19 protein-coding genes are annotated in these 21,773 nt (G+C 70.5%); 7 read left to right on the top strand and 12 right to left on the bottom strand.

Translation table 11 applies throughout. The features are described 5' to 3' along the window. Positions 1-66 precede the first annotated feature (66 nt). The 4 genes from DC434_RS03770 to DC434_RS03755 all read right to left on the bottom strand — a co-directional run bounded on the left by DC434_RS03770 (position 67) and on the right by DC434_RS03755 (position 4,612). Entirely contained in the window at positions 67-843 is a 777-nt protein-coding gene (locus tag DC434_RS03770; protein WP_116633901.1) for an enoyl-CoA hydratase-related protein, read from the bottom strand. 170 nt (positions 844-1,013) lie between these two features. After that, complete coding sequence (gene mmsB / locus DC434_RS03765; RefSeq protein ID WP_116633900.1) at positions 1,014-1,901, bottom strand: 3-hydroxyisobutyrate dehydrogenase; 888 nt, start codon at positions 1,899-1,901, stop codon at positions 1,014-1,016. Then, a complete protein-coding gene (locus tag DC434_RS03760) occupies positions 1,898-3,079 on the bottom strand; it encodes an acyl-CoA dehydrogenase family protein (RefSeq protein ID WP_116633899.1) in 1,182 nt (393 codons plus the stop codon). The genes mmsB and DC434_RS03760 overlap by 4 nt, the downstream gene beginning before the upstream one ends. A gap of 33 nt (positions 3,080-3,112) precedes the next feature. After that, entirely contained in the window at positions 3,113-4,612 is a 1,500-nt protein-coding gene (locus DC434_RS03755) for a CoA-acylating methylmalonate-semialdehyde dehydrogenase (protein ID WP_116633898.1), read from the bottom strand. 420 nt (positions 4,613-5,032) lie between these two features. On the opposite strand from DC434_RS03755, the gene DC434_RS03750 reads away from it, so the two are divergent. Beyond that, positions 5,033-5,617, top strand: coding sequence for an antibiotic biosynthesis monooxygenase (locus DC434_RS03750; protein ID WP_116633897.1), 585 nt, complete (start codon positions 5,033-5,035; stop codon positions 5,615-5,617). A 1-nt stretch (position 5,618) separates the two neighbouring features. Here DC434_RS03750 and DC434_RS03745 read toward each other — a convergent pair whose 3' ends face one another. Further along, on the bottom strand, positions 5,619-6,518 hold the full coding sequence (locus DC434_RS03745) for a LysR family transcriptional regulator (protein WP_116633896.1): 900 nt from the start codon (positions 6,516-6,518) through the stop codon (positions 5,619-5,621). Positions 6,519-6,610: 92 nt separating this feature from the next. On the opposite strand from DC434_RS03745, the gene DC434_RS03740 reads away from it, so the two are divergent. Continuing rightward, positions 6,611-7,276 (top strand): type 1 glutamine amidotransferase domain-containing protein, encoded by a 666-nt coding sequence (locus tag DC434_RS03740; protein WP_116633895.1) that lies wholly within the window; start codon positions 6,611-6,613, stop codon positions 7,274-7,276. A 21-nt stretch (positions 7,277-7,297) separates the two neighbouring features. Here the strand turns inward: DC434_RS03740 and DC434_RS03735 are convergent, their stop codons facing one another. Next, complete coding sequence (locus tag DC434_RS03735; protein ID WP_116633894.1) at positions 7,298-8,464, bottom strand: ROK family transcriptional regulator; 1,167 nt, start codon at positions 8,462-8,464, stop codon at positions 7,298-7,300. A 136-nt stretch (positions 8,465-8,600) separates the two neighbouring features. Between DC434_RS03735 and xylA the strand changes: the two genes are divergently transcribed. Both xylA and DC434_RS03725 read left to right on the top strand, forming a co-directional pair. Next, entirely contained in the window at positions 8,601-9,791 is a 1,191-nt protein-coding gene (xylA, locus tag DC434_RS03730) for a xylose isomerase (protein WP_116633893.1), read from the top strand. Positions 9,792-9,798: 7 nt separating this feature from the next. Next, positions 9,799-11,109 carry an FGGY family carbohydrate kinase gene (locus DC434_RS03725; RefSeq protein WP_116633892.1) on the top strand — a complete coding sequence of 437 codons (1,311 nt, stop codon included), beginning with the start codon at positions 9,799-9,801 and terminating at the stop codon, positions 11,107-11,109. A gap of 106 nt (positions 11,110-11,215) precedes the next feature. Here DC434_RS03725 and DC434_RS03720 read toward each other — a convergent pair whose 3' ends face one another. The 5 genes from DC434_RS03720 to DC434_RS03700 form a co-directional block, all read right to left on the bottom strand. Further along, positions 11,216-12,172 carry an aldose 1-epimerase family protein gene (locus tag DC434_RS03720; RefSeq protein WP_116633891.1) on the bottom strand — a complete coding sequence of 319 codons (957 nt, stop codon included), beginning with the start codon at positions 12,170-12,172 and terminating at the stop codon, positions 11,216-11,218. After that, positions 12,172-13,686, bottom strand: a complete 1,515-nt coding sequence (gene araA, locus DC434_RS03715) for an L-arabinose isomerase (protein ID WP_116633890.1) — start codon at positions 13,684-13,686, stop codon at positions 12,172-12,174. The genes DC434_RS03720 and araA overlap by 1 nt, the downstream gene beginning before the upstream one ends. 43 nt (positions 13,687-13,729) lie before the next feature. Then, positions 13,730-15,331: an FGGY-family carbohydrate kinase gene (locus DC434_RS03710; protein WP_116633889.1), complete on the bottom strand. Its 1,602-nt coding sequence runs from the start codon at positions 15,329-15,331 to the stop codon at positions 13,730-13,732. Continuing rightward, the gene (locus DC434_RS03705; protein ID WP_116633888.1) at positions 15,328-16,047 is read right to left on the bottom strand and encodes an L-ribulose-5-phosphate 4-epimerase; all 720 of its coding nucleotides are present in this window, start codon (positions 16,045-16,047) and stop codon (positions 15,328-15,330) included. Before DC434_RS03705 ends, DC434_RS03710 begins: the two co-directional genes overlap by 4 nt. Before the next feature lie 244 nt (positions 16,048-16,291). Next, a complete protein-coding gene (locus DC434_RS03700; RefSeq protein WP_116634035.1) occupies positions 16,292-17,302 on the bottom strand; it encodes a LacI family DNA-binding transcriptional regulator in 1,011 nt (336 codons plus the stop codon). A gap of 57 nt (positions 17,303-17,359) precedes the next feature. On the opposite strand from DC434_RS03700, the gene DC434_RS03695 reads away from it, so the two are divergent. Further along, positions 17,360-18,205, top strand: a complete 846-nt coding sequence (locus DC434_RS03695) for an NAD(P)-dependent oxidoreductase (protein WP_116633887.1) — start codon at positions 17,360-17,362, stop codon at positions 18,203-18,205. Between the two features lie 79 nt (positions 18,206-18,284). Here DC434_RS03695 and DC434_RS03690 read toward each other — a convergent pair whose 3' ends face one another. Further along, positions 18,285-19,310, bottom strand: a complete 1,026-nt coding sequence (locus DC434_RS03690; RefSeq protein WP_116633886.1) for a LacI family DNA-binding transcriptional regulator — start codon at positions 19,308-19,310, stop codon at positions 18,285-18,287. A 191-nt stretch (positions 19,311-19,501) separates the two neighbouring features. Here DC434_RS03690 and DC434_RS03685 point away from each other — a divergent pair, with 191 nt between their 5' ends. Both DC434_RS03685 and DC434_RS03680 read left to right on the top strand, forming a co-directional pair. After that, entirely contained in the window at positions 19,502-20,797 is a 1,296-nt protein-coding gene (locus DC434_RS03685) for a sugar ABC transporter substrate-binding protein (protein WP_116633885.1), read from the top strand. Between the two features lie 67 nt (positions 20,798-20,864). After that, complete coding sequence (locus tag DC434_RS03680; protein ID WP_116633884.1) at positions 20,865-21,770, top strand: sugar ABC transporter permease; 906 nt, start codon at positions 20,865-20,867, stop codon at positions 21,768-21,770. Positions 21,771-21,773: the final 3 nt, after the last annotated feature.

Genomic DNA, 21,773 nt, shown 5'->3' with positions numbered 1-21,773 from the left:
CTCTGGCGAGTCCTTTCCGGGCACATCCGCCGGATTCTTGCTGAATTGTGAACACCCCGACACCCGTCACCGGTTCTCGAACTGCGGTGCACGCTTCTCCCGGAAGGCCGACATGCCCTCCTTCTGATCGGCGGTGTCGAAGAGCGCGGCGAAAGCCTGCTTCTCATGCGCCAGCCCCTCGGCGAGCGTCGTCTCCATCGCCGCGTCCAGAGCCGCCTTGGCCGCATAGACCGAGGGCAACGACTTCGAGGCGATCGTCTCGGCGAGCTTCCCCGTCTCGGCGAGGAGATCGGATGCCGGGACGACGCGCGACACGAGACCTGAGCGCTCCGCCTCCTCGGCGCCCATGAAGCGTCCGGAGAGCACCAGCTCAGCGGCCTTGTAGTATCCGACGGCGCGGATCAGACGCTGCGTGCCGCCCATGCCCGGAATGACGCCGAGATTGATCTCCGGCTGTCCGAACTTCGCGGTGTCGGCTGCGAGGATGATGTCGCACATCATCGCCAGCTCGCATCCGCCGCCCAGCGCGAAGCCGGAGACGGCAGCGATCACCGGCGTGCGCACCGCCGCGAACTCATGCCAGGCGCCGAAGTGGTCGGTCTCGAGCATCTCCGCGGCCGACATGCTCTCCATCTCCTTGATGTCGGCACCCGCCGCGAACGCCTTCTCCGACCCGGTCACGACGATCGCGCCGACACCCTCGTCCTCGTCGAAGGCGACCGCTGCGGCCGTGACCTCTTCCGCGAGCCGGCTGTTGAGGGCGTTCAGCGCCTCCGGCCGGTGCAGGGTGATCCACCCGACGCGTCCGCGCTGCTCGACCAGGATCGTCTCGTACTCGGTCATGTGGCCCTCTCCGTCGTGGTCATCCCAGTATCGCCCTGCGTGCGGTCTCGTCGCTCGACCCGGACCCGCAGTTCCCGGCGCAGTTTGCAGGTCGAAAAGACAGATGCAGGTCTCGATGCGCGGATGCGACCTGCAGATGTATCGCCGACCTGCAAACTGGCGGGCATCGGTCAGTCGGTCGCGTCGCGGATGTCGGTGATGATGCCGGAGAAGTCCCGGCCCGCACCGTCGCCCGCAGCGAACGCGGCGTAGATCTGCTGCGCGAGCCGTCCCATCTGAGCATCCGTCGACGTCTGCTCGATCGCCTGCAGCGCGAGGCCCAGGTCCTTGGCCATCAGCGCGCCGGCGAACCCCGGCTGGTAGTCCCGGTTGGCGGGGCTCGTCGGCACCGGTCCCGGCACCGGGCAGTTGGTCGTGATCGACCAGCACTGACCGGACGCCTGCGAGACCACGTCGAACAGCGCCTGATGCTCGAGGCCCAGACGCTCCCCCAGCACGAACGCTTCGGCGACCGCGATCTGCGACACCGCGAGGACCATGTTGTTGCACACCTTCGCTGCCTGGCCGAGGCCCGGTCCGCCGCAGTGCACGATCCGCTTGCCCATGACCTCGAGCAGCGGAAGGGCAGCGGCGTAGTCCTCGTCGGACCCGCCGACCATGAAGGCCAGGGTGCCGTTCTCGGCCCCGACGACGCCGCCCGACACGGGAGCGTCGACGTTGCGGTGACCGGCGGCGATCGCCAGCGCATGCGCCGCACGGGCTTCGTCGACCGCGATCGTCGATGACTCGATGAACAGGGTGCCGGGGCGCGCGGCGGCGAGCAGCTCGGAGCGGTACGCCTCGATCACGTGCTTCCCCGCGGGGAACATCGTGATGACGACATCCGCGTCGGCCACGGCATCCGCCCCGCTCGACGCCACGGCGATCCCCGCCGCCTGCGCCGCCTCGATCGCGGCGGGCACCAGATCGAACCCGTGCACCTCGTGGCCCGCGGCGACGAGGTTCTTCGCCATCGGCAGACCCATGTGCCCGAGGCCGAGGAACGCGACGCTCGTCATGATGCACTCCGCATCGACGACGACCCCGCGGGTCGCAGCATCTCGCGACCGACGATCAGGCGCATGATCTCGTTCGTCCCCTCGAGGATCTGGTGCACGCGCAGGTCGCGCACGACCTTCTCGATCCCGTAGTCCTGCAGGTAGCCGTATCCGCCGTGCAGCTGCAGCGCCCGGTTCGCGACGTCGAAGCCGGCGTCGGTGGCGAAGCGCTTGGCCATCGCGCACCGCATGGTCGCATCCGGGGCGTGCTGGTCGACGGCCTCGGCGCCGTCGCGCACCATCAGGCGAGCCGCCTGCAGGTCGGTGCGCATGTCGGCGATCGCGAACATGATCGACTGCTTCTCGGCCAGGGGCTCTCCGAAGGCGACCCGCTCGTGCACGTACTGCACCGCCCTGTCGAGCGCCCACTGCGCCCCGCCGAGCGAGCATGCGGCGATGTTGAGCCGACCGCCGTTGAGCGCCGACATCGCGATCGCGAAGCCGCGACCCTCCTCACCGAGAAGAGCGGATGCCGGAACGCGCACGCCGTCGAGGATCACCTGCCGCGTGGGCTGGGCGTGCCACCCCATCTTCTTCTCCGGCGCTCCGAAGCTGAGTCCCTCCGCGTCGCCGGCGACCAGGAACGCGCTGATGCCGCGGGCGCCCGGCTCTCCGGTGCGCGCCATGACGACGTAGACCGCTGCCTCACCCGCACCGGAGATGAACTGCTTCACGCCGGTGAGCACGTACTCGTCGCCGTCGCGGACCGCACTCGCGGCGATGTTCGCGGCATCCGAGCCGGCACCGGGCTCGGTGAGGCAGTAGCCGCCGAACTCCTGCATCGCGGTGAGCTGCGGCAGCCAGGCACTCCGCTGCGGGTCGTCGCCGTACGTGTCGATCATCCACACGACCATGTTGTGGATCGAGATGTACGCGGCGACCGCGGGGTCGCCCTTCGCGAGTTCCTCGAAGATCGCCACGGTGTCGGTGCGGCTCAGGCCCGTGCCGCCGAATTCCTCGCGGACGTAGATGCCGCCGAGCCCGAGCTCTCCGGCCTTGTTCAGCGACTCCCGCGGGAAGATGTGCTTCTCGTCGCGCTCGGCGGCGTACGGCGCGAGCTCGGTCTCCGCGAAGTCGCGGACGGCGTCGAGGATGGCCTCGCGCTCTTCGGCGGTGGTGGTGACGGTGGTCATTGTCATTTCTCTGGATCCCTGAGCTTGTCGAAGGGCGGGTCAGTGCATGGTCGGGATGACGAAGCTGGCACCGTCCTTGATGCCCGATGGCCAGCGGCTCGTCACGGTCTTGGTCTTCGTGTAGAAGCGGAACGCGTCGGCGCCGTGCTGATTCAGGTCGCCGAAGCCGCTGCGCTTCCAGCCGCCGAACGTGTAGTAGGCGATCGGCACCGGGATCGGCACGTTCACGCCGACCATCCCGACCTGCACCCGGGCGGCGAAGTCGCGGGCGGCATCTCCGTCGCGGGTGAAGATCGCGACGCCGTTTCCGTACTCGTGCTCCGACGCCATCCGCAGGGCCTCCTCGTAGTCGGCCGCCCGTGCGATCACGAGCACCGGTCCGAAGATCTCCTCGCGGTAGATCGCCATGTCGGTCGTGACGTGATCGAACAGCGTCGGGCCGAGGTAGAAGCCCTCCTCGTAGCCGTCCACGGTGAAGCCGCGGCCGTCGGCGAGAAGCGTGGCGCCCTCGTCGATGCCCTGCTGGATATAGCCCTCGACCCGCTCGACCGCGGCGCGGGTCACGAGCGGTCCGTAGTCGACGTCCTTCGCGAGCGACGGGCCGATGCGCAGCTGCCCCACCCGCTCGAGGAGCTTCGCGGCCAGCGCGTCGGCGGTCTCCTGCCCGACCGGGACGGCCACGGAGATCGCCATGCAGCGCTCCCCCGCCGAGCCGTAGCCGGAGCCGATGAGCGCGTCGACGGTCTGGTCGAGGTCGGCATCCGGCATCACGATCATGTGGTTCTTCGCGCCGCCGAAGCACTGCGCGCGCTTGCCGTGCGCCGCGGCGGTCGAATAGATGTACTCGGCGATCGGGGTGGACCCCACGAAGCCGACGGCGCGGATGCGCTCGTCGGTGAGCAGCGTGTCGACGGCCTCCTTGTCGCCGTGCACGACGTTCAGCACGCCGGCGGGAAGACCCGCTTCGAGGAAGAGCTCGGCGATGCGCACGGGCACGGAGGGGTCGCGCTCGCTGGGCTTGAGCACCACGGCGTTGCCCGCGGCGAGCGCCGGACCCGCCTTCCACAGCGGGATCATCGCCGGGAAGTTGAACGGAGTGATCGCGGCGACCACACCGAGCGGCTGCCGCATCGAGTAGACGTCGATCCCGGCCCCGGCCCCCGTCGAGTACTCGCCCTTGAGGAGGTGCGGGGCACCCGCCGAGAACTCGATGACCTCGAGGCCGCGCTGGATGTCGCCCTTGGCGTCGTCGACGGTCTTGCCGTGCTCGCTGGCGAGGAGCTCGGCGAGCGACTGCATCTCGCGCTGCACGAGATCGAGGAAGCGCAGCAGCACGCGGGCGCGCTTCTGCGGGTTCGTCGCGGCCCAGGCGATCTGCGCCGCCTCGGCGTTCGCGATCACCTCGCGCACCTCGTCGGCCGACGCCAGTGGCACACGAGCCTGCACGGCGCCCGAGCTCGGATCGAACACGTCGGCGAAGCGACCGGTGTCCGGGGTGAGAAGCGATCCGCCCACGAAGTGCGGGATAGTACGAGTCATTGTGTGACATCCCTCCGAGCCATCATTGGCATATTGGGAGTTTACTCCGGCATCCGATCATTTACTAGGACATCCTTGTAAATGAGGAACAGCGTCCGCGCGCGGATGTTCGCGCCGCGTTCACCGTCCCGTCACCTCGGTCGATTACAACTGCAGATGCGCGGGCAAGGAGACTCAGACCGGATCGGGTAGTCACATCATCCGCGCACTCGGTGAGCACTCTCGCTCCCGTCGCGGCGCCCACGCCGCGAGACCCCCGCCGAATCGGGTCGGCGGGGGTCCTCTCTTTCCCGGGAGCCTCATGAGATCGCCTGATTCCGCGTGCCCGCCGAGCCGAAATAGAATCGACGTGCGCCCGCACCCCGGCGCAGCCGCTTCGGCAGCCCGTGATCCGGGCTCCCCGTCTTCGAGGACTGCATCGTGTCCGAACCCATCACCGTGTCCATCCGCCGCGAGGTCGACCCCGACCGCATCACCGAGGCGACCGTCTGGGTGCAGACGGGCGTGAACCTCGCGACGAAGTATCCAGGATTCCTCGGCTCCGGCTGGGTCCGCGCCGGCGAGGACTCCCAGATCTGGCACATGCTCTACCGCTTCGCGAACGAGGAATCCCTCGTCGCATGGGAGAAGTCCGGCGAGCGCGAATGGTGGCTCTCGATGGGCGAGGGCTTCATCCGCAGCGAGCGCTCCAAGCGCCGCACGGGCATCGAGGGCTGGTTCGACGAGCCGACCACCGGCAGCATCACCCTGCCGACGCCCGAGGGCGGGACCACCACCGTCACCGTCGCGCCCGCCCCTCCCCGCTGGAAGCAGGCGGTCTCGATCTGGCTGGGCTTCTTCCCCGTGAACCTCGCGTTCACCTACGCCATGAGTCCCATCCCCGGCTGGGATGCTCTGCCGATCTGGCTGCGCGTGCTCGCCACGACCCTGGTGCTCACGCCGATCATGACCTACTGGGTGCTGCCCTTCGTGACCCGTTCGCTGCGGAGCTGGTTCGCGCGCTGAATCAGAGGTCCGCGACGGCGTCGCACAGCGCGCGCTCGACCACCGCGACCCCTTCGGCGAGCGGCCCGGGGCGCCGCACGAGGTAGAGGGTGTTGATCGGCGGGTCGTCGGTCTCGCGCAGGACCACCAGCCGCCCGTCGGCCAGTTCGCCGGCGATCAGATAGGTGGGCAGCACCGTGGCTCCCGCACCCGCCACCGCCGCGGCGACGAGGGCGCGCAGATCGGGAGCGACGAGAGCGGGTGCGCGCTCGAGTCGGATCCCGAACACGTGCCGCCAGTAGCGGCGGAGGATCGGCACATCCTGTGCGAACGCGAGAAGCGGCGTCGACGCCAGCGCATCGGGCCGCAGGTCGACCGACGGCTCGATCCCGAGCGAGGGGGATGCGACGAGGACGAACTCCTCGTCGAAGAGGGCGACGGTCGGGAGCGCGCGACCGCGCGGTCGCACCGCCGAGACCACGAGGTCGAGGCTCCCCGTCGCGATCCGGTCCAGCAGGTCGGCCGCGAGTCCCGGCGTCATGGTGACCCGGAGGCCTCCCGCCACGGCCGAGGCGAGCGCGGGAGCCGCCAGCACCGCGAGGAGATCGCCCGCGCCGCCGAGTCGGACCGGCGGCGCATCGGCGGGCGGAGGCGATCCGAGCGCCGTCGCGAGCGCGTCGAGCGGACCCGCCAGCCGGTTCGCGAGATCGTCGGCCCGAGGGGTGGGACGGATGCCGCGCGCGTGGCGGTCGAACAGCGGCTCGCCGATCCGCGCCTCCAGTGCCTGCAGCTGCGCGGTCACGCTCGACTGCGCGAGTCCCAGCATCCGCGCCGCCGCCGACACCGAACGCGATCGATATGCCGCGAGAAACGTCCGCCACAGCGCGACGTCTCTCAGTCCATCGGAATTCCGATCGCTCATATCGTGAATCTATCGGAAGGACGCGCAAAGCCCGACGGTTGTGCTCGATACCGGCATCCGCTCGGCATCCGTCACCCCCTGAAGGAGCATCCATGTCCACCGTCCTCTTCGTCGTCACCGCCGCCCGCACCTGGACCCTCACCGACGGCACCGCGCACCCCACCGGGTTCTGGGCCGAGGAACTGCTCGCCCCCTACCGACTGCTGACCGAAGCCGGTCACGACATCGTGTTCGCCACTCCGGGAGGGGTGCCCCCGATCGCCGACGCCGCGAGCGTGGCGGACGGCGACGCGGCATCCATCGCGGCGATCTCCGCGCTCGCGACGCCCCTGGTTCTGGCCGACGTCGATCCCGCGGCCTACGACGCCGTGTACTACCCCGGTGGTCACGGTCCGATGCAGGACCTCGCCGAGGATGCCGACTCGGCGGCGCTCATCACGGCGACCCTCGCCGCCGGACGCCCGCTCGCCGCGGTCTGCCACGGCCTCGCGGCCCTCCTTCCCGCACGCACGGCCTCGGGCGAGCCGGTCGTCGCCGGACGCCGGATCACGGGCTTCTCCGACGAGGAGGAGCGTCAGGCCGGTCTCGCCGACCGCGCACCGTTCCTGCTCGAGAGCGCTCTTCGCGCGCTGGGCGCCGACGTCGAGGTCTCCGAGGCCTGGAGCGACCACACGATCGTGGACGGACTGCTCATCACGGGGCAGAACCCTCAGTCCTCGGAGTCGGCGGCGCGGGCGCTGGTGGCAGCCCTCGCCTGATCGGCCGGCGGGCGGGGCTCGTCAGATCACGCCGACGGACGTGAAGGCGAGCTCTGCCGCACCGAGCAGCAGCCGGTCGGCGGCGAGGGATGCCGGGAGGATGCGGAGCCCCTCCGCGTTCTCCGCCATCGCGCGGTCGGCCACGTCGGCGGCGAAGCCTTCAGGGTCGAGCTCCTCCAGCTGGGCGAGGAAGCCACCCAGCACGACCACCGAGGGATCGAGGATGTTCACGGCATCCGCGATCGCCTGCGCCAGCAGCCCGCGCTGACGCGCGCACTCCTCGCGGACGGGGTCGGCATCGGATGCCGCAGCGAGAGACTCCGCGAGCGTCGCATCGTCAGCCGACGCGAGGTCCAGCACCGCCAGGAGGCGAGCACGGCTCACGTCATCCTCGAGCACGGCCGAGCGAGTGGGGTCGACCCGGTTCTGACCGAACTCGCCGGCGTACCCGCCCACTCCGCCGACCGGGGAGCCGTGCACGATGATGCCGCCGCCGATGCCGGACGGGCCGCCGTTGAGGTACACGACGTCGTCGGCGCCCTGTGCCGCGCCGAAGAGATGCTCGGCGAGCGCGCCGAGGCTCGCATCGTTCCCCACGGCGGTCGGGAGTCCCGTCGTCTCGGCGATCAGCGCCCGCACCGGGGCATCCGTCCAGCCGAGGTGCGGGGCGTTGCGAACGAGCCCGTCGGCCGCGCGCACGAGGCCGGGCACGGCGACCCCGACCGCGACCAGCCGCGCATCCGCGAGCGGGCCGTCGCGCCAGCGATCGACGACGGCCGCGACGAGATCGGCGACCTCGACGGCGGTGAGCAGCGTCGCGGACTCGATGCGCTCGCGGACCGCGATCGTGCGGGAGAGGTCGATGGCCGCGATCTCGACCGCGTCGATCTCAGGGTTCACCGCGATCACGACCGCCCTCGGCGATGCCGCGACGACAGGTGAGGGCCGCCCCACCCGTCCGACCGGATCGGGATCGCGCTCGACGACCCAGCCCTCGTTCACGAGCTCGGCGACCAGGTCGGCGATCGTCGAGCGGTTCAGACCGGTCGCGGTCGTCAGCTGCGCCCGCGACTGCGCTCCGCCCAGGTGCACCAGCCGCAGGACCCGCGCGAGATTGCGCGCACGCACGCCGTCGCCCGAGTCCTTGAGCGCCGCGGTTGCGCTGCGCCCCGTCGAAGCGTCCGTCACATCGTCCTCGCATTCGGTTCGGCGTCTCAGTCTAGGAGGCTGGACATCCTGCACTCCAGGCTATATGTTGTTGCTCACAACATTTGAGCACGGCGACTTCTGCATGTCGGCGCGCCGCACCATGCGAAGGAGCATCATGAGCCTCACCCCGACCCGCGACGACAAGTTCTCGTTCGGCCTCTGGACCATCGGCTACAACGGCACCGATCCGTTCGGCGGACCCACGCGTCCGGCCCTCGACGTGGTGCACGCGGTCGAGAAGCTCGCCGAGCTCGGTGCCTACGGGCTCACCTTCCACGACGACGACCTGTTCGCGTTCGGATCGACGGATGCCGAGCGGCAGAACCAGATCGACCGGCTCAAGGGCGCGCTCGCCGACACCGGGCTGATCGTGCCGATGGTCACCACCAACCTCTTCAGCGCCCCGGTCTTCAAGGACGGCGGCTTCACCTCCAACGACCGCGACGTGCGCCGCTACGCGCTGCGCAAGGTCTTCCGTCAGCTCGACCTCGGCGCCGAGCTGGGCGCCAAGACGTTCGTCATGTGGGGCGGCCGCGAGGGCGCCGAGTACGACTCCGCCAAGGACATCCGCGCGGCGCTCGAGCGCTACCGCGAAGCGGTGAACCTGCTCGGCGACTACGTGACCGACAAGGGCTACGACATCCGCTTCGCGATCGAGCCGAAGCCCAACGAGCCTCGCGGCGACATCCTGCTGCCGACGCTCGGACATGCGATCGCGTTCATCGACTCCCTCGAGCGCCCCGAACTCGTCGGTGTGAACCCCGAGGTCGGGCACGAGCAGATGGCGGGTCTGAACTTCACGGCCGGCATCGCTCAGGCGCTGTACCACGGCAAGCTGTTCCACATCGACCTCAACGGCCAGCGCGGCATCAAGTACGACCAGGATCTCGTGTTCGGTCACGGCGACCTGCACAACGCCTTCTCGCTGGTCGACCTGCTCGAGAACGGCGGACCGAACGGCGTCCCGGCGTACGAGGGCCCCCGGCACTTCGACTACAAGCCGAGCCGCACCGAGGACGAGAGCGGGGTCTGGGACTCCGCCGCCGCGAACATGCGCACGTACCTCCTCCTCAAGGAGCGCGCCGCGGCCTTCCGCGCCGACCCCGAGGTGCAGGAGGCGCTGGCTGCCGCCAAGGTCGCCGAGCTGTCCACGCCGACGCTCAACCCCGGCGAGAGCTACGACGACTTCCTCGCCGACCGCAGCGCCTACGAGGACTTCGACGCCGACGCCTACCTCGGCGGTCACGGCTTCGGCTTCGTGCGCCTTCAGCAGTTGGCGACCGAGCACCTGCTCGGCGCGCGCTGAGTCCGCGATGACCCTCGTCCTCGGCGTCGACTCCTCGACGCAGTCGTGCAAGGTCGTCGTCGTCGACAGCTCGACCGGTGCCGTCGTGCGCACCGGTCGGGCATCGCATCCCGACGGGACCTCGGTCGACCCCGACGCCTGGTGGGTCGCGCTGCAGGCGGCGCTCGCGGCGGCAGGCGGACTCGACGACATCGCGGCGTGGGCCATCGGCGGGCAGCAGCACGGCATGGTCGCGCTCGACGCCGAGGGCCGGGTCATCCGCGACGCGCTGCTCTGGAACGACACCCGGTCGGCCGATGCCGCGACCGCGCTCGTCGACGAGTTCGGGGCGCAGGAGCTGGCCGACCGCACGGGACTCGTGCCCGTGGCATCCTTCACGATCTCGAAGGTGCGCTGGCTCCGCGATCACGAACCCGACAACGCGGCGCGCGTGGCGGCGATCGCCCTGCCGCACGATTGGCTGACCTGGCGGCTGCGCGGGTACGGCCCGGCGGGGGCGGATGCCGCACCGCTCGGGCCCGACCTCGCCGAGCTCGTCACCGACCGCTCCGACGCCTCGGGCACGGGGTACTGGAGTGCGGCGACCGGCGGATACGACCGCGAGCTGCTGATCGCCGCCCTGGGACATGACGCGATGCTCCCGCGAGTGCTGGGCGCCGACGAGTGGGTGACCGATGCCGCGGGCCGACGCGTCGCGGCCGGCGCCGGCGACAACGCCGCGGCAGCCCTCGGACTGGGCGCCGGTCCCGGAGATGTCGTCGTCTCGATCGGCACCAGTGGCACGGTCTTCGCCGTGAGCGAGGCGCCGTCGGCCGATGCGACCGGGATCATCGCGGGCTTCGCCTCCGCCGACGGACACTTCCTGCCACTGGTGTGCACGCTCAACGCGGCCCGAGTGCTCGACGTCACGGCGACACTGCTGGGTGTCGACCACGACGAGCTCAGCCGCCTGGCCCTCTCGGCGCCGTCGGGTGCCGACGGGCTCTCGCTGGTGCCGTACTTCGAGGGAGAGCGCACCCCGAACCTGCCGGATGCGACGGCCACGCTCAGCGGCATGACGCTGGCCTCGACGACCCGCGAGAACCTGGCGCGAGCCGCGGTCGAGGGGATGCTGTCCGGTCTCGGTGCGGGCCTCGACGCGCTCCGCGAGGAGGGCGTGCCCCTGCATCGGGCCCTGCTGATCGGCGGCGGCGCGCAGTCCGAGGCCGTGCGGGCGATCGCCCCTGAGGTGCTCGGCATCCCAGTCGAGGTGCCGCCGGCCGGCGAGTACGTCGCCCTCGGCGCCGTCCGTCAGGCGGCCGCGGTGCTCGGCGGCTGAGCCTCAGGTCGCAGTTCCCGTCGTCGCTACGCGTTCCGGTCGCCGTTGCTGCCGGCTCCCGGCGCGTGAGACGGCACGAACGGCGACCGAAACCGAAGAACCTCGGTTACACCGCCCGGATGCGCCAGCTCGCGGCGTGCTCCGCGCCGGGGGCGAGCGTCACGAGATCCGTGCCGGAGTTGAAGGCATCGGGTGGACAGGTCATCGGCTCGACCGCGAGGCCGATCCGATGGATGCCGTCGAGTCCTGGATTGTCGGCCGTGTGCACCTGCACCCACGGGCAGCGCTCGTCCCAGGTCATCGCGACGCCCGTCCCGGCGTCGGTCGTCAGCCGAACCTCGGCCACGCCGTCGGTGCGGGCGAGACCCGTGAACGCGTGGTCGATGAAGACATCGCCGATCCGACGGGCTGCGCGGAAATCCCACTCCGGATGCTCCGCCACCGGCTCGACCGCGACCGGGCTCAGGCGATCGGGAGTGACCGTCAGGACCTCGGATGCCGGAAGGAGGAGCGTCCAGGCATCGACCGGAGGTGCCGAGTCGCCTCCCTGGGTCCCTGAGCCTGTCGAAGGGCCCGCCACGAGATACGGATGCGGTCCGGTGCCCCAGGGCGCGGCATCCGCTCCGATGTTGTGGGCGGTGACGGTCTGGCGCAGGCCGTCGGCGTCGAGGCGGTACTCGACCTCGACCTCGACGCGGAACGGGTAGCCGGACTGCGGTTCGATCACGGCGGCGAGCACGACGCGATCGTCGAGGATGAGCCGGTCGGAGAACTCCACCCAGGCGAGAAGTCCGTGCAGGGCCTGGCCGCGCCCGGGCTCGGTCAGCGACAGCTGGTGCACGGCGCCGCCGAAGCGGTAGCGGCCGTCGACGATCCGGTTGGGCCACGGAGCGAGGGTCGCACCGCGGTACCCGGGCCGCACCTCGTCGGCGTCGAACGGCACGACGAGGTCGCGCCCCTCGGACGTCAGCATCCGCAGCGAGGCGCCGACGCTCGCGATGATCGCCTCGTAGCCGTGGCCGGCGAGGCGCAGCTGCCGCCCGGATCGCAGCCCCGCCGTCATCACAGTCCCTGCGCGAGACGGTAGTAGGCCTGGTTCCAGCGCACCTGCTTCTGGAACTCCGGCAGCGTCGTGCTGTCGTCGATCACGAGCAGCTCGACCTCGGCCATGTCAGCGAAGTCACGGAACGCCTCGAGACCCACCGCGGTCGACATGACCGTGTGGTGCGCGGCACCCGCGGTGAGCCAGGCGGCCGCACTGGTGGTGAAGTCGGGCGCCGGCTTCCACACCGCGCGGCCGACCGGGAGCTTGGGGAGGGAGGCGCGCGGCGGCACGTTCTCGACGACGTTCGCGGTGAGCCGGAAGCGGTCGCGCATGTCGCTCAGCGCCACCACGATCGCCGGACCGGGGTCGGCGGTGAAGACCAGGCGCACCGGGTCGTCCTTGCCGCCGATGCCGAGCGGATGGATCTCCAGCGTCGGCTTCGCGGTCGTCAGCGACGGCGAGACCTCGAGCATGTGCGCGCCGAGGATCAGCTCGTCGCCCGGGGTCATGTCGTACGTGTAGTCCTCCATGAGGCTGGCACCACCCGGGAGGCCTGCCCCCATGACGTTCGCGATGCGCACGAGGATCGCCGTCTTCCAGTCGCCCTCGGCGCCGAAGCCGTAGCCCTCGGCCATCAGCCGCTGCACGGCGAGGCCCGGCAGCTGCTTCAGCGCGCCGAGGTCCTCGAACGAGGTCGTGAAGGCGCCGAAGCCACCCTCCTCGAGGAACGAGCGCAGCCCGATCTCGATCGCGGCGCCGTCGCGCAGGGACTGGTGCCGCTCGCCGCCCTTCCGCAGCTCGGGGACGACTTCGTACAGCTCCTCGTACTCGGCCGCCAGCGCGTCGATCTGGGAGTCGGATGCCGCGGCGACGGCATCCGCCAGCTCGTTCACGCCCCAGGTGTTCACCTGCACGCCGAAGCGCAGCTCGGCCTCGGTCTTGTCACCCTCGGTCACGGCGACGAAGCGCATGTTGTCGCCGAAGCGGGCGAGCTTCAGGTCGCGCGACGCGGCGAGCCCCGCGGCGGCGCGCTGCCAGGTGCCGAGCTCGCGGCGCACGCGCGGGTCGGAGGCGTGCCCGACGATGGTCTTGCGCGGCACGCCGAGGCGCGTCTGGATGTACCCGAACTCGCGGTCGCCGTGCGCGGCCTGGTTGAGGTTCATGAAGTCGAAGTCGATGTCGGCCCAGGGCAGCTCGACATTCGCCTGCGTGTGCAGGTGCGCGAGCGGCTTGCGCAGCGCGTCCAGGCCCGCGATCCACATCTTCGCGGGGCTGAACGTGTGCATCCAGGCGACGAGTCCGATCACCCGGTCGTCGGCGTTCGCCTCGAGGGCGGTGCGCTTGATGGCGGCGGCATCCGTCAGCACCGGCTTCCAGACGATCTTCACGGGCACGTCGTCTGCGGAGTCGAGCAGGCGCGCGATCTCCTGCGACTGGTCGGCGACCTGGGCGAGCGTCTCGGGGCCGTACAGGTGCTGGCTGCCGGTGAGGAACCAGACCTCGTAGCCGTCGAGCGAGGTGGAGAGCGTCATGGGATGTTGCCTTTCAGAAGTGGTCGCTGAGCCTGTCGAAGCGTCAGAGGGATGCGACGGCGGCGGCCTCGACGGCCAGCCCCGCCCGATAGCGGTCGAGGTAGGCGGCGAAGCCCGCGACATCCGCGGGGTCGGGTTCGGTCGTGGAGAGGGATGCCGCGGCGAACACCTGCTGCTCGAGGTACTCCCCCAGGGACAATGCGTCGGCATGCGCGAGGTACGAGGCCAGCACCGCGATGCCCCACGCACCACCCTCGGATGCCAGCTCTCCGACGGCGACCGGCGCACCGAGGGCGCCGGCGAGGAACCGCTGCGCGACCCCGGCCGTGCGGAACATGCCACCGTGGGCGAACATCCGGTCCAACTCGACGCCCTCGTCGGCCAGTACCTGCATGCCGAGCGCGAGAGTGCCGAACACACCGTAGAGCTGCGAGCGCATGAAGTTCGCGAGTGTGAACGCGCTGTCGGGCGTGCGCACGAACAGCGGCCGGCCGACATCGAGCCCGGCGATGGGCTCGCCCGCGAGATGGTTGTAGGCGATCAGACCGCCGGCATCCGCCTCGCCGTCGAGCGACTCGCGGAACAGCGCGTCGAACACGGCGTCATCGTCGAGCGGCTGCCCCGCGGCGGCCGAGAAGCGGGTGAACAGACCCGCCCAGGCCGCGAGCTCGCTCGCGCCGTTGTTGCAGTGCACCATCGCGACGGCGTCGCCCGCGGGGGTGGTCACGAGGTCGAGTTCGTGATGCACCTCCGTCAGCGGACGCTCGAGCACGACCATCGCGAAGATGCTGGTGCCCGCAGAGACGTTGCCGGTGCGCGGCGCGACCGAGTTCGTCGCGACCATGCCGGTGCCCGCGTCGCCCTCGGGCGGGCACAGCCGGATGCCGGGCTGCAGAGCACCGCTCGGGTCGAGCAGCGCAGCTCCCTCGGCCGTGAGGGCACCGGCATCCGCACCGGCGGAGAGCGCGGCCGGCAGGATCTCGGCGAGCGGGCGAGGCAGACGGCCGGCGGCGTGGGCGTCGTAGGCGCGCAGCATCCGCTCGTCGTAGTCGCGGGTGGAGGAGTCGATCGGGAACATGCCCGAGGCGTCGCCGACGCCGAGCACGCGCCGACCGGTGAGCTTGTGGTGCACATAGCCGGCGAGCGTGTTCACGCCGGCGATCCGGGACACATGCGCCTCGCCGTCGATGACGGCCTGGTGCAGGTGGGCGATCGACCAGCGCAGCGGGATGTTGACTCCCAGCAGCTCGGTCAGCTCGGCGGATGCCGCGCCGGTGTTGGTGTTGCGCCAGGTGCGGAACGGCACGAGCAGCTCGCCGGCCTCGTCGAACGCGAGGTAGCCGTGCATCATGGCCGAGACGCCGATCGCTCCGAACGATGAGGGACGGATGCCGTGCTGCCGCTCCGCGTCGGCGACGAGCGCGGCATAGGCGGCCTGCAGCCCCGTCCAGACCTCGTCGATCGCGTAGGTCCAGAGCCCGTCCTCGAGCCGGTTCTCCCACGTGAAGGAGCCGGTGGCGAGCACCTCGGTGGGGTCGGAGCCGATCAGGCAGGCCTTGATGCGCGTGGAACCCAGCTCGATGCCGAGGCTCGTCCGGCCGGCGCGGATGTCATCGGCGCCGGACGCCGCGGTCGGAGAGGTCATCGGCGGGCGTCCTGACTCTGGCCGTACACGTTCTGGTAGCGGTCGAAGAGGCTGTCGATCGCCGCCTGCGGGATCGGGACCAGCGGACCGGCCTCGCGGGCGAGGTGCACGGTGCGCGCCACGTCCTCGACCATGACCGCCGCCTTCACAGCATCCTTCGCGTCGACGCCGATCGTGAACGGGCCGTGGTTCTGCATGAGCACCGCCCGCGAGCGGTGTCCGCTGAGGGTCTCGACGATGCCGCGTCCGATCGAGTCGTCGCCGATGATCGCGAAGGGGCCGATCGGGATCGGTCCGCCGAACTCGTCGGCCATGGCGGTGATCACGCAGGGGATCTCCTCGCCGCGGGCGGCCCAGGCGACGGCGTAGGTCGAGTGCGTGTGCACGACGCCGCCGACCGCCGGCATGTTGCGGTACACGTAGGCGTGCGCGGCGGTGTCGCTCGACGGGGAGCGATCGCTGCCGGGTGTGCCGGGGATGACGTTCCCGTCGAGGTCGCACAGGATCATGTTGTCGGGTGCGAGGTGGTCGTAGGAGACGCCGGACGGCTTGATCACGAACAGATCGGCGCCGGGAACCCGGCCGGAGACGTTGCCGCCGGTCCAGACGACGAGTCCGTAGCGGACCAGCTCGCCGTGGAGTCGGGCGACGTCGGCGCGGACGGTGGCGATGGCTGCTTCGACCTCGTCGGAGAAGGCAGGGGCTTCGTTGCTCACGGGACCTCGAGTGCTCGAACCGGCCACTGTGACCGGTCACAGAAGTGTGTCACGGGTCGCGCGGGTCGTCAAGAGGACGGGGCTCGGCGGTCGGCCGTTCACAATTCAGCAAGAACTCCCTGCGCCCTGAGCACGGCCCCCGGAATTCCGAGGCAAGGAGCCCCGCGCGTCCGAACTCTTGCTGAATTGCGAACGCCACTCCGGCCGGAACGACGGGGCTCGACGGGGCTCGACGGGCCGAGGGTCAGCGCGGCGGGGCGACCGAGTCGCGCGGGATCAGCACCGGGGCGACCGGGGCCAGATGCGCCGCCTCGGCCTCGGCGCCGCCGACCGCCGCAGCGACCGCGCGGCGCGCGAGCTCGTCGAAGTCCTGCCGCACGGTCGTGAGCTTCGGCCAGTAGTACGCGGCGTCCGGGATGTCGTCGAAGCCGACCACGCTGATGTCGGCGGGGACCGCGAGCCCGGCCTCGTGCAGTCCGCCGAGCAGCCCGAGCGCCATCTGGTCGTTCGCGGCGAAGACGGCGGTCGCACCCGCGGCACGGACCGCGGCGACGGCGGCATACCCCGATCCCGCCGACCAGTCCCCTGCGATCACGGGTCCGGCCGGGAGACCCCGTGCGGCCAGCTCCGCGGCGAAGCCCTCCGCGCGCGACTCCGCTTCGAGCCAGTCGGCGGGACCCGCGAGATGGACGATGCGGGTGTGCCCGGCATCCGCGAGGGCGGCGACGGCCATGCGCGCGCCGGCCGCCTGATCGACGGAGAGTCCGTGAGCGCCGCGCCCCGCGGAATGCAGGGTGACGACGGGAACGCCGATCGAGAGGGCGTCGAGCGCCTCGAGCGTGCGGGCGTGTGGAGCGACGACCACGATGCCCTCGACGCCCTGGGTGATGAGGTGATCGACGGCCGCGACGACCGCTGCGGCGTCTCCCGCATCGGCGAAGGCCGCACTGACCCAGTAGCCCGCCGCCCGAGCGGACGCCTCGAGCGCGGCGATGCTGCGCGAGGGACCGTACTGCAGGGCGTCGGAGGCCAGCACGCCCAGCGTGCGGGACCGGCGGGTGCCCAGCGCGCGGGCGGCGTTGTTCATCCGGTACCCGAGCTCGGCCATGGCCGCCTGCACGCGCAGCTGGGTCTCGGGGGCGACATCGGGGTGATCGTTGAGCACTCGCGAGACGGTCTGCCGGGACACCCCGGCGAGCGCCGCGACGTCGCGGACGCCGACCGTGCGATTCGACGCGCTGGGGGACTCACTCACGCCGACGAGTGTACGACGCCCGACCCGCGCCGCTCGCAGCCGTGCCACTCTGGAGACATGCGCATCGCTCTCACGGGATCATCGGGCAAGCTCGGCCGCGTCGTCGCTCGCGAACTGCGCGCGAACGGCTACGACGTCATCGGCATGGATGTCGCGGGCGTCCGCGGACCCGATTTCGTGCAGGTCGATCTCACCGACTACGGCCAGGTCGTCGACGCCTTCACCGCGGTCGGCGATCGGCACGACGGCATCGACGCGGTCGTGCATCTCGGCGCGATCCCGGCGCCCGGCATCCGCAGCGATGTCGCGACCTTCCACAACAACATGCCGGCCACGTTCAACGTGTTCTGGGCGGCCGTGCGGCTCGGCATCCGTCGTATCGTCTACGCGTCGAGCGAGACGGTTCTCGGCCTGCCGTTCGACGTTCCGCCGCCCTATGTGCCGGTCGACGAGGACTATCCGGCGCGCCCGGAGTCGGTGTACTCGCTGGTGAAGACGCTCGAGGAGCAGCTGGCGACCGAGCTCGTCCGCTGGCACCCCGATCTGTCGATCACGGCGCTGCGGTTCTCGAACGTGATGGACCCCGAGGACTACGCGGCCTTCCCGTCGTTCGACGCCGATGCGCTGCTGCGCAAGTGGAACCTCTGGGGCTACATCGACGCCCGCGACGGGGCGCAGGCCGTGCAGCGCGCGCTCGAGGTCGCCGCTCCCGGATTCGACCGCTTCATCATCGCGGCCGCCGACACGGTCATGACACGACCGAACGCCGAGCTGCTCGCCGAGGTGTTCCCCGACGTGCCGGTCAGGGGCGAGTTCGGGCCGAACGAGACGCTGCTCTCGATCGACAGGGCGCGGCGCGTGCTGGGGTTCGACCCGCAGCACTCCTGGCGCGACCACGTCTGACGGGCCCCTCTCGGCCGGCCCTTCGACAGGCTCAGGGACCCAGGCACCTGGGTTGCTGAGCCTGTCGAAGCACCCCGGGCTACCGCCGGGCGATGGTCGAGCCGCGGATCACCAGGCGCACGGGCAGATGGTGCGAGCCCTCGCCGATGTCGACGCCGTCGATCGCATCGAACACGCGCTGAGCGGCCTGTCGCCCGAGCTGCTGCAGGTTCGCGTCGATGCTGGTGAGCTCGGGGCGGGCGTTGGTCGCGAGCACCTCCCAGTTGTCGTAGCCGATCACCGCGAGGTCGTCGGGCACCGAGCGTCCGAGGTCCCGCGCCGAGTCGAGCACGCCGCGCGCGATCTGATCGGAGCCGCAGAACACCGCGTCGATGTCGGGATGCCGCTGCAGGAGCATCGCGGCGGCGTCTCTGCCCCAGTGCTCGGTCCACTCCGAGAACATCGGCTCTCCGACGAGCTCGAGTCCGGCCTCGCCGAGCGCGGCCCGTGCTCCGGCGAGACGATCCTGGGCCGCGGCGTACGAGGGGTCGCCCGAGATGTGGGCGATGCGCCGGCGCCCGCACGCGAGCAGGTGCTCGATCGCGAGGCGCCCGCCGGCGTAGTTGTCGGGGGTGAGCGACAGGTCGCGCGGGTCATCCGACGGCGCGTACGCGTAGACGACCGGCACGGGAAGGTCCTGTCCGAGCGACGGGCGCGGGTCGGTCTGACGTCCGACCACGATGATGCCGTCGACCCTGCGGCTGAGGAGCTCCTTCAGGTGATGCTGCTCGCGGATCGCGTCGCCGCGGGCGTCGCACAGGAACACGTTGATGCGGCCGGCGCCGAAGGCATCCTCCGCCCCCATCAGGATCGGGATCATGAAGCGGCCCTCGAGGTCGCTCGTGAGCAGGCCCACGGTGCCGGTGCGGCCGGCCAGCAGCCCGCGCGCCATCGCGTTCGGGGTGAAGGAGAGCTCGTCGGCGACCGCGAGCACACGGGCTCGCGTCGCCGCGGCGACATCCCCGCGGTCGTTGAGCGCCTTGGATGCCGTCGCGATCGACACGCCAGCGAGACGGGCCACATCGCTGAGCGTCGCCGCCTTGCCCACGGATTCGCCGTTTGCCATCTCGCCCCCTGAACCGCACTGAACCGAACGCTGCTGAAAGGTTATCGGAGCAGTCCTTGACCGCTGCGCCACATTCACGATATACCTTTTCGAAAGCGGTTTCGGAGATTTTCGAACTCGCCCGCCAACGCAAGTCAGCGCCGTCGCCCGACGACAGCATCCGCTCACCGAAGAGTCCTGGAGGCCATCCCATGCACACCACCCGACGCCGTGCGCTCCGACGCACCGTCACCGCCCTCGCGGCGACCGCCCTGCTCGCCGCCCCTCTCGCCGCCTGCGCATCCGGCGGCGAAGTCGCGTCCGACGAGCCGATCACCGCCGAAGGCGTCGACGACGGGTCGACCCTGACCCTCTGGACGCGCGCACCCATCGAGCGGCAGGCCAAGCTGCTCGTCGACGCGTACAACGAGTCGCACGAGAACCAGGTCGAGCTCACGGTCGTCCCGAACGACGACTACGTCGCCAAGGTCGGCGCGGCCGCCGGCTCCGGAGGACTCCCCGACCTCTTCGCCGCCGACATCGTCTACGTGCCCAACTGGGCGCAGCAGGGGTTGTTCGCCGACATCTCCGAGCAGATCGACGGCCTCGACTTCAAGGACGACATCAACCAGGGCCACCTCTCCGCCGGCACGGTCGACGACAAGGAGTACGTGCTGCCGTTCGCCCTCGACCTCTCGATGCTGTTCTGGAACAAGGAGCTGTTCGCCGAAGCCGGACTCGACCCCGAGAAGGCTCCGGCCACGCTCGCGGAGTTCTCCGAGGCGGCGCAGGCCGTGCAGGCCCTGAACAAGCCCGACACCTACGGCACCGCCACGGGCCTGAACTGCGGCGGATGCCTCGTCTTCACGTGGTTCCCCTCGGTCTGGGCATCCGGCGAAGAGGTCATGACCGACGACGGCGCCGAGGCGCTGCTCGACGGCGATGCCGCGCAGGCGGTGTACGACACCTGGGCGGAGCTCGAGAAGGCCGGCGCCGTGCTGCCCAGCTCCACCGACGAGGCCGGTCCCACCTGGACCGCGGCGTTCAGCGAAGGCAAGGTCGGCGTCATGCCGTTCCCGGCCACGCTGCTGCCCTCTCTCGAGTTCGACGCGGGAGTCGCCGGCATCCCCGGTGTCGACGGCGGCGTCTCCACGTTCGTGGGCGGTGACGGCATCGGAATCTCGAAGGACTCGAAGCAGTCCGCGCAGGCCTGGAACTTCCTCAACTGGATGATGTCCGAGGAGGCCCAGGTCGAGGTGCTCGCCAAGGACGGCAACGCCGTCTCCCGCGGCGATCTCGCCGACAACGAGTACGCGGCCGCCGACCCGCGCCTGGTCACGATCAACGAGGTCGCAGCACAGGGCAGCACACCCGTCGCCCTGAACTTCCAGCAGGCGTTCAACGCGCCGGGCAGTCCGTGGCTCGCGCTGGTGCGCAACCGGGTCCTGAACGGCGAGGACGCCGTCGAGGCCGACAACGAGGAGATCACCGCGATCCTCTCGCAGTGACCTCCGGTGGGGCGGCGCACGACCGCGCCGCCCCAGCGCCCGCTCGCCCCGATCGAAAGAGACTGAGATGACCTCGACCGCATCCCCGCTGCGCCGCCGCCGCGTGCGCACCGGATTCGGCGGGCCCGTGCAGGGCTGGCTCTACGCCGCACCGACCGCGATCTTCGTGGCCCTGCTGTTCGTGGTGCCGCTGGTGCTCGTGCTGCAGATGTCCGGGTCCGACTGGCCGCTGCTCAGCGGCAACCGCGGCCCGAACTTCCCCGAGAACTACGTGGATGCCGTCAGCCACCGGCTCTTCTGGGACAGCATCCGCTTCACCCTGCTGTACACCCTGATCACGACCGTGATCCTGATCGGCCTGGGCCTCGGCCTCGCCCTCCTCGTGCAGGAGTCGACCCGGTGGAAGGGCCTCCTGCGCACGGCCTTCCTCATCCCGAGCGCCCTCGGCCTGGCCTCCGCGTCTCTGCTGTTCTACGTGCTGTACTCCCCCATCGCCGGCCCCTTCGCCGGTCTGATGAAGTCGTGGGGCATCACGTTCCTCGGCACCCCCGACGGCGCCCTCTGGTCGACGATCTTCCTCATCGTGTGGCGCTTCGCCGGCTTCTACATGCTGCTGATGCTCGTGGGCCTGCAGGGCATCCCGGATGACATCTACGAAGCCGCGCGCATCGACGGCTCGAGCCGCTGGCAGACGTTCCGCTACATCACGGTGCCCCTCCTCAAGCCGACCTTCGCGCTCACCACCGTCATGTGCGTGACCGGCTCGCTGCTCGCGTTCGAGCAGTTCTACATCCTCACCAAGGGCGGCCCCGACAACAGCACCATGACGGTCGTGCAGCTCATCTACAACGTGGCCTTCCAGGGTCAGAACAGCCTCGGCATCGCCGGCGCCCTCTCGGTGATCGTGCTGCTCGCGCTCATCGTCATCAACGTCTTCCAGTTGCGCGCCTTCCGGCGTCCGGATGAGAGCTGAAGC

It is taken from the genome of Microbacterium sp. TPD7012 (genome assembly GCF_003075395.1).
GTDB lineage: Bacteria > Actinomycetota > Actinomycetes > Actinomycetales > Microbacteriaceae > Microbacterium.
This window is presented reverse-complemented; position numbering and strand designations above follow the sequence as displayed.

What these genes read in the sequence shown, in the direction of transcription:
- DC434_RS03770 (WP_116633901.1), bottom strand. Translation starts at nt 843, where the DNA reads ATGACCGAGTACGAGACGATCCTGGTCGAGCAGCGCGGACGCGTCGGG.
- mmsB (WP_116633900.1), bottom strand. Translation starts at nt 1,901, where the DNA reads ATGACGAGCGTCGCGTTCCTCGGCCTCGGGCACATGGGTCTGCCGATG.
- DC434_RS03760 (WP_116633899.1), bottom strand. Translation starts at nt 3,079, where the DNA reads ATGACAATGACCACCGTCACCACCACCGCCGAAGAGCGCGAGGCCATC.
- DC434_RS03755 (WP_116633898.1), bottom strand. Translation starts at nt 4,612, where the DNA reads ATGACTCGTACTATCCCGCACTTCGTGGGCGGATCGCTTCTCACCCCG.
- DC434_RS03745 (WP_116633896.1), bottom strand. Translation starts at nt 6,518, where the DNA reads ATGAGCGATCGGAATTCCGATGGACTGAGAGACGTCGCGCTGTGGCGG.
- DC434_RS03740 (WP_116633895.1), top strand. Translation starts at nt 6,611, where the DNA reads ATGTCCACCGTCCTCTTCGTCGTCACCGCCGCCCGCACCTGGACCCTC.
- xylA (WP_116633893.1), top strand. Translation starts at nt 8,601, where the DNA reads ATGAGCCTCACCCCGACCCGCGACGACAAGTTCTCGTTCGGCCTCTGG.
- DC434_RS03725 (WP_116633892.1), top strand. Translation starts at nt 9,799, where the DNA reads ATGACCCTCGTCCTCGGCGTCGACTCCTCGACGCAGTCGTGCAAGGTC.
- DC434_RS03720 (WP_116633891.1), bottom strand. Translation starts at nt 12,172, where the DNA reads ATGACGGCGGGGCTGCGATCCGGGCGGCAGCTGCGCCTCGCCGGCCAC.
- araA (WP_116633890.1), bottom strand. Translation starts at nt 13,686, where the DNA reads ATGACGCTCTCCACCTCGCTCGACGGCTACGAGGTCTGGTTCCTCACC.
- DC434_RS03710 (WP_116633889.1), bottom strand. Translation starts at nt 15,331, where the DNA reads ATGACCTCTCCGACCGCGGCGTCCGGCGCCGATGACATCCGCGCCGGC.
- DC434_RS03695 (WP_116633887.1), top strand. Translation starts at nt 17,360, where the DNA reads ATGCGCATCGCTCTCACGGGATCATCGGGCAAGCTCGGCCGCGTCGTC.
- DC434_RS03690 (WP_116633886.1), bottom strand. Translation starts at nt 19,310, where the DNA reads ATGGCAAACGGCGAATCCGTGGGCAAGGCGGCGACGCTCAGCGATGTG.
- DC434_RS03685 (WP_116633885.1), top strand. Translation starts at nt 19,502, where the DNA reads ATGCACACCACCCGACGCCGTGCGCTCCGACGCACCGTCACCGCCCTC.
- DC434_RS03680 (WP_116633884.1), top strand. Translation starts at nt 20,865, where the DNA reads ATGACCTCGACCGCATCCCCGCTGCGCCGCCGCCGCGTGCGCACCGGA.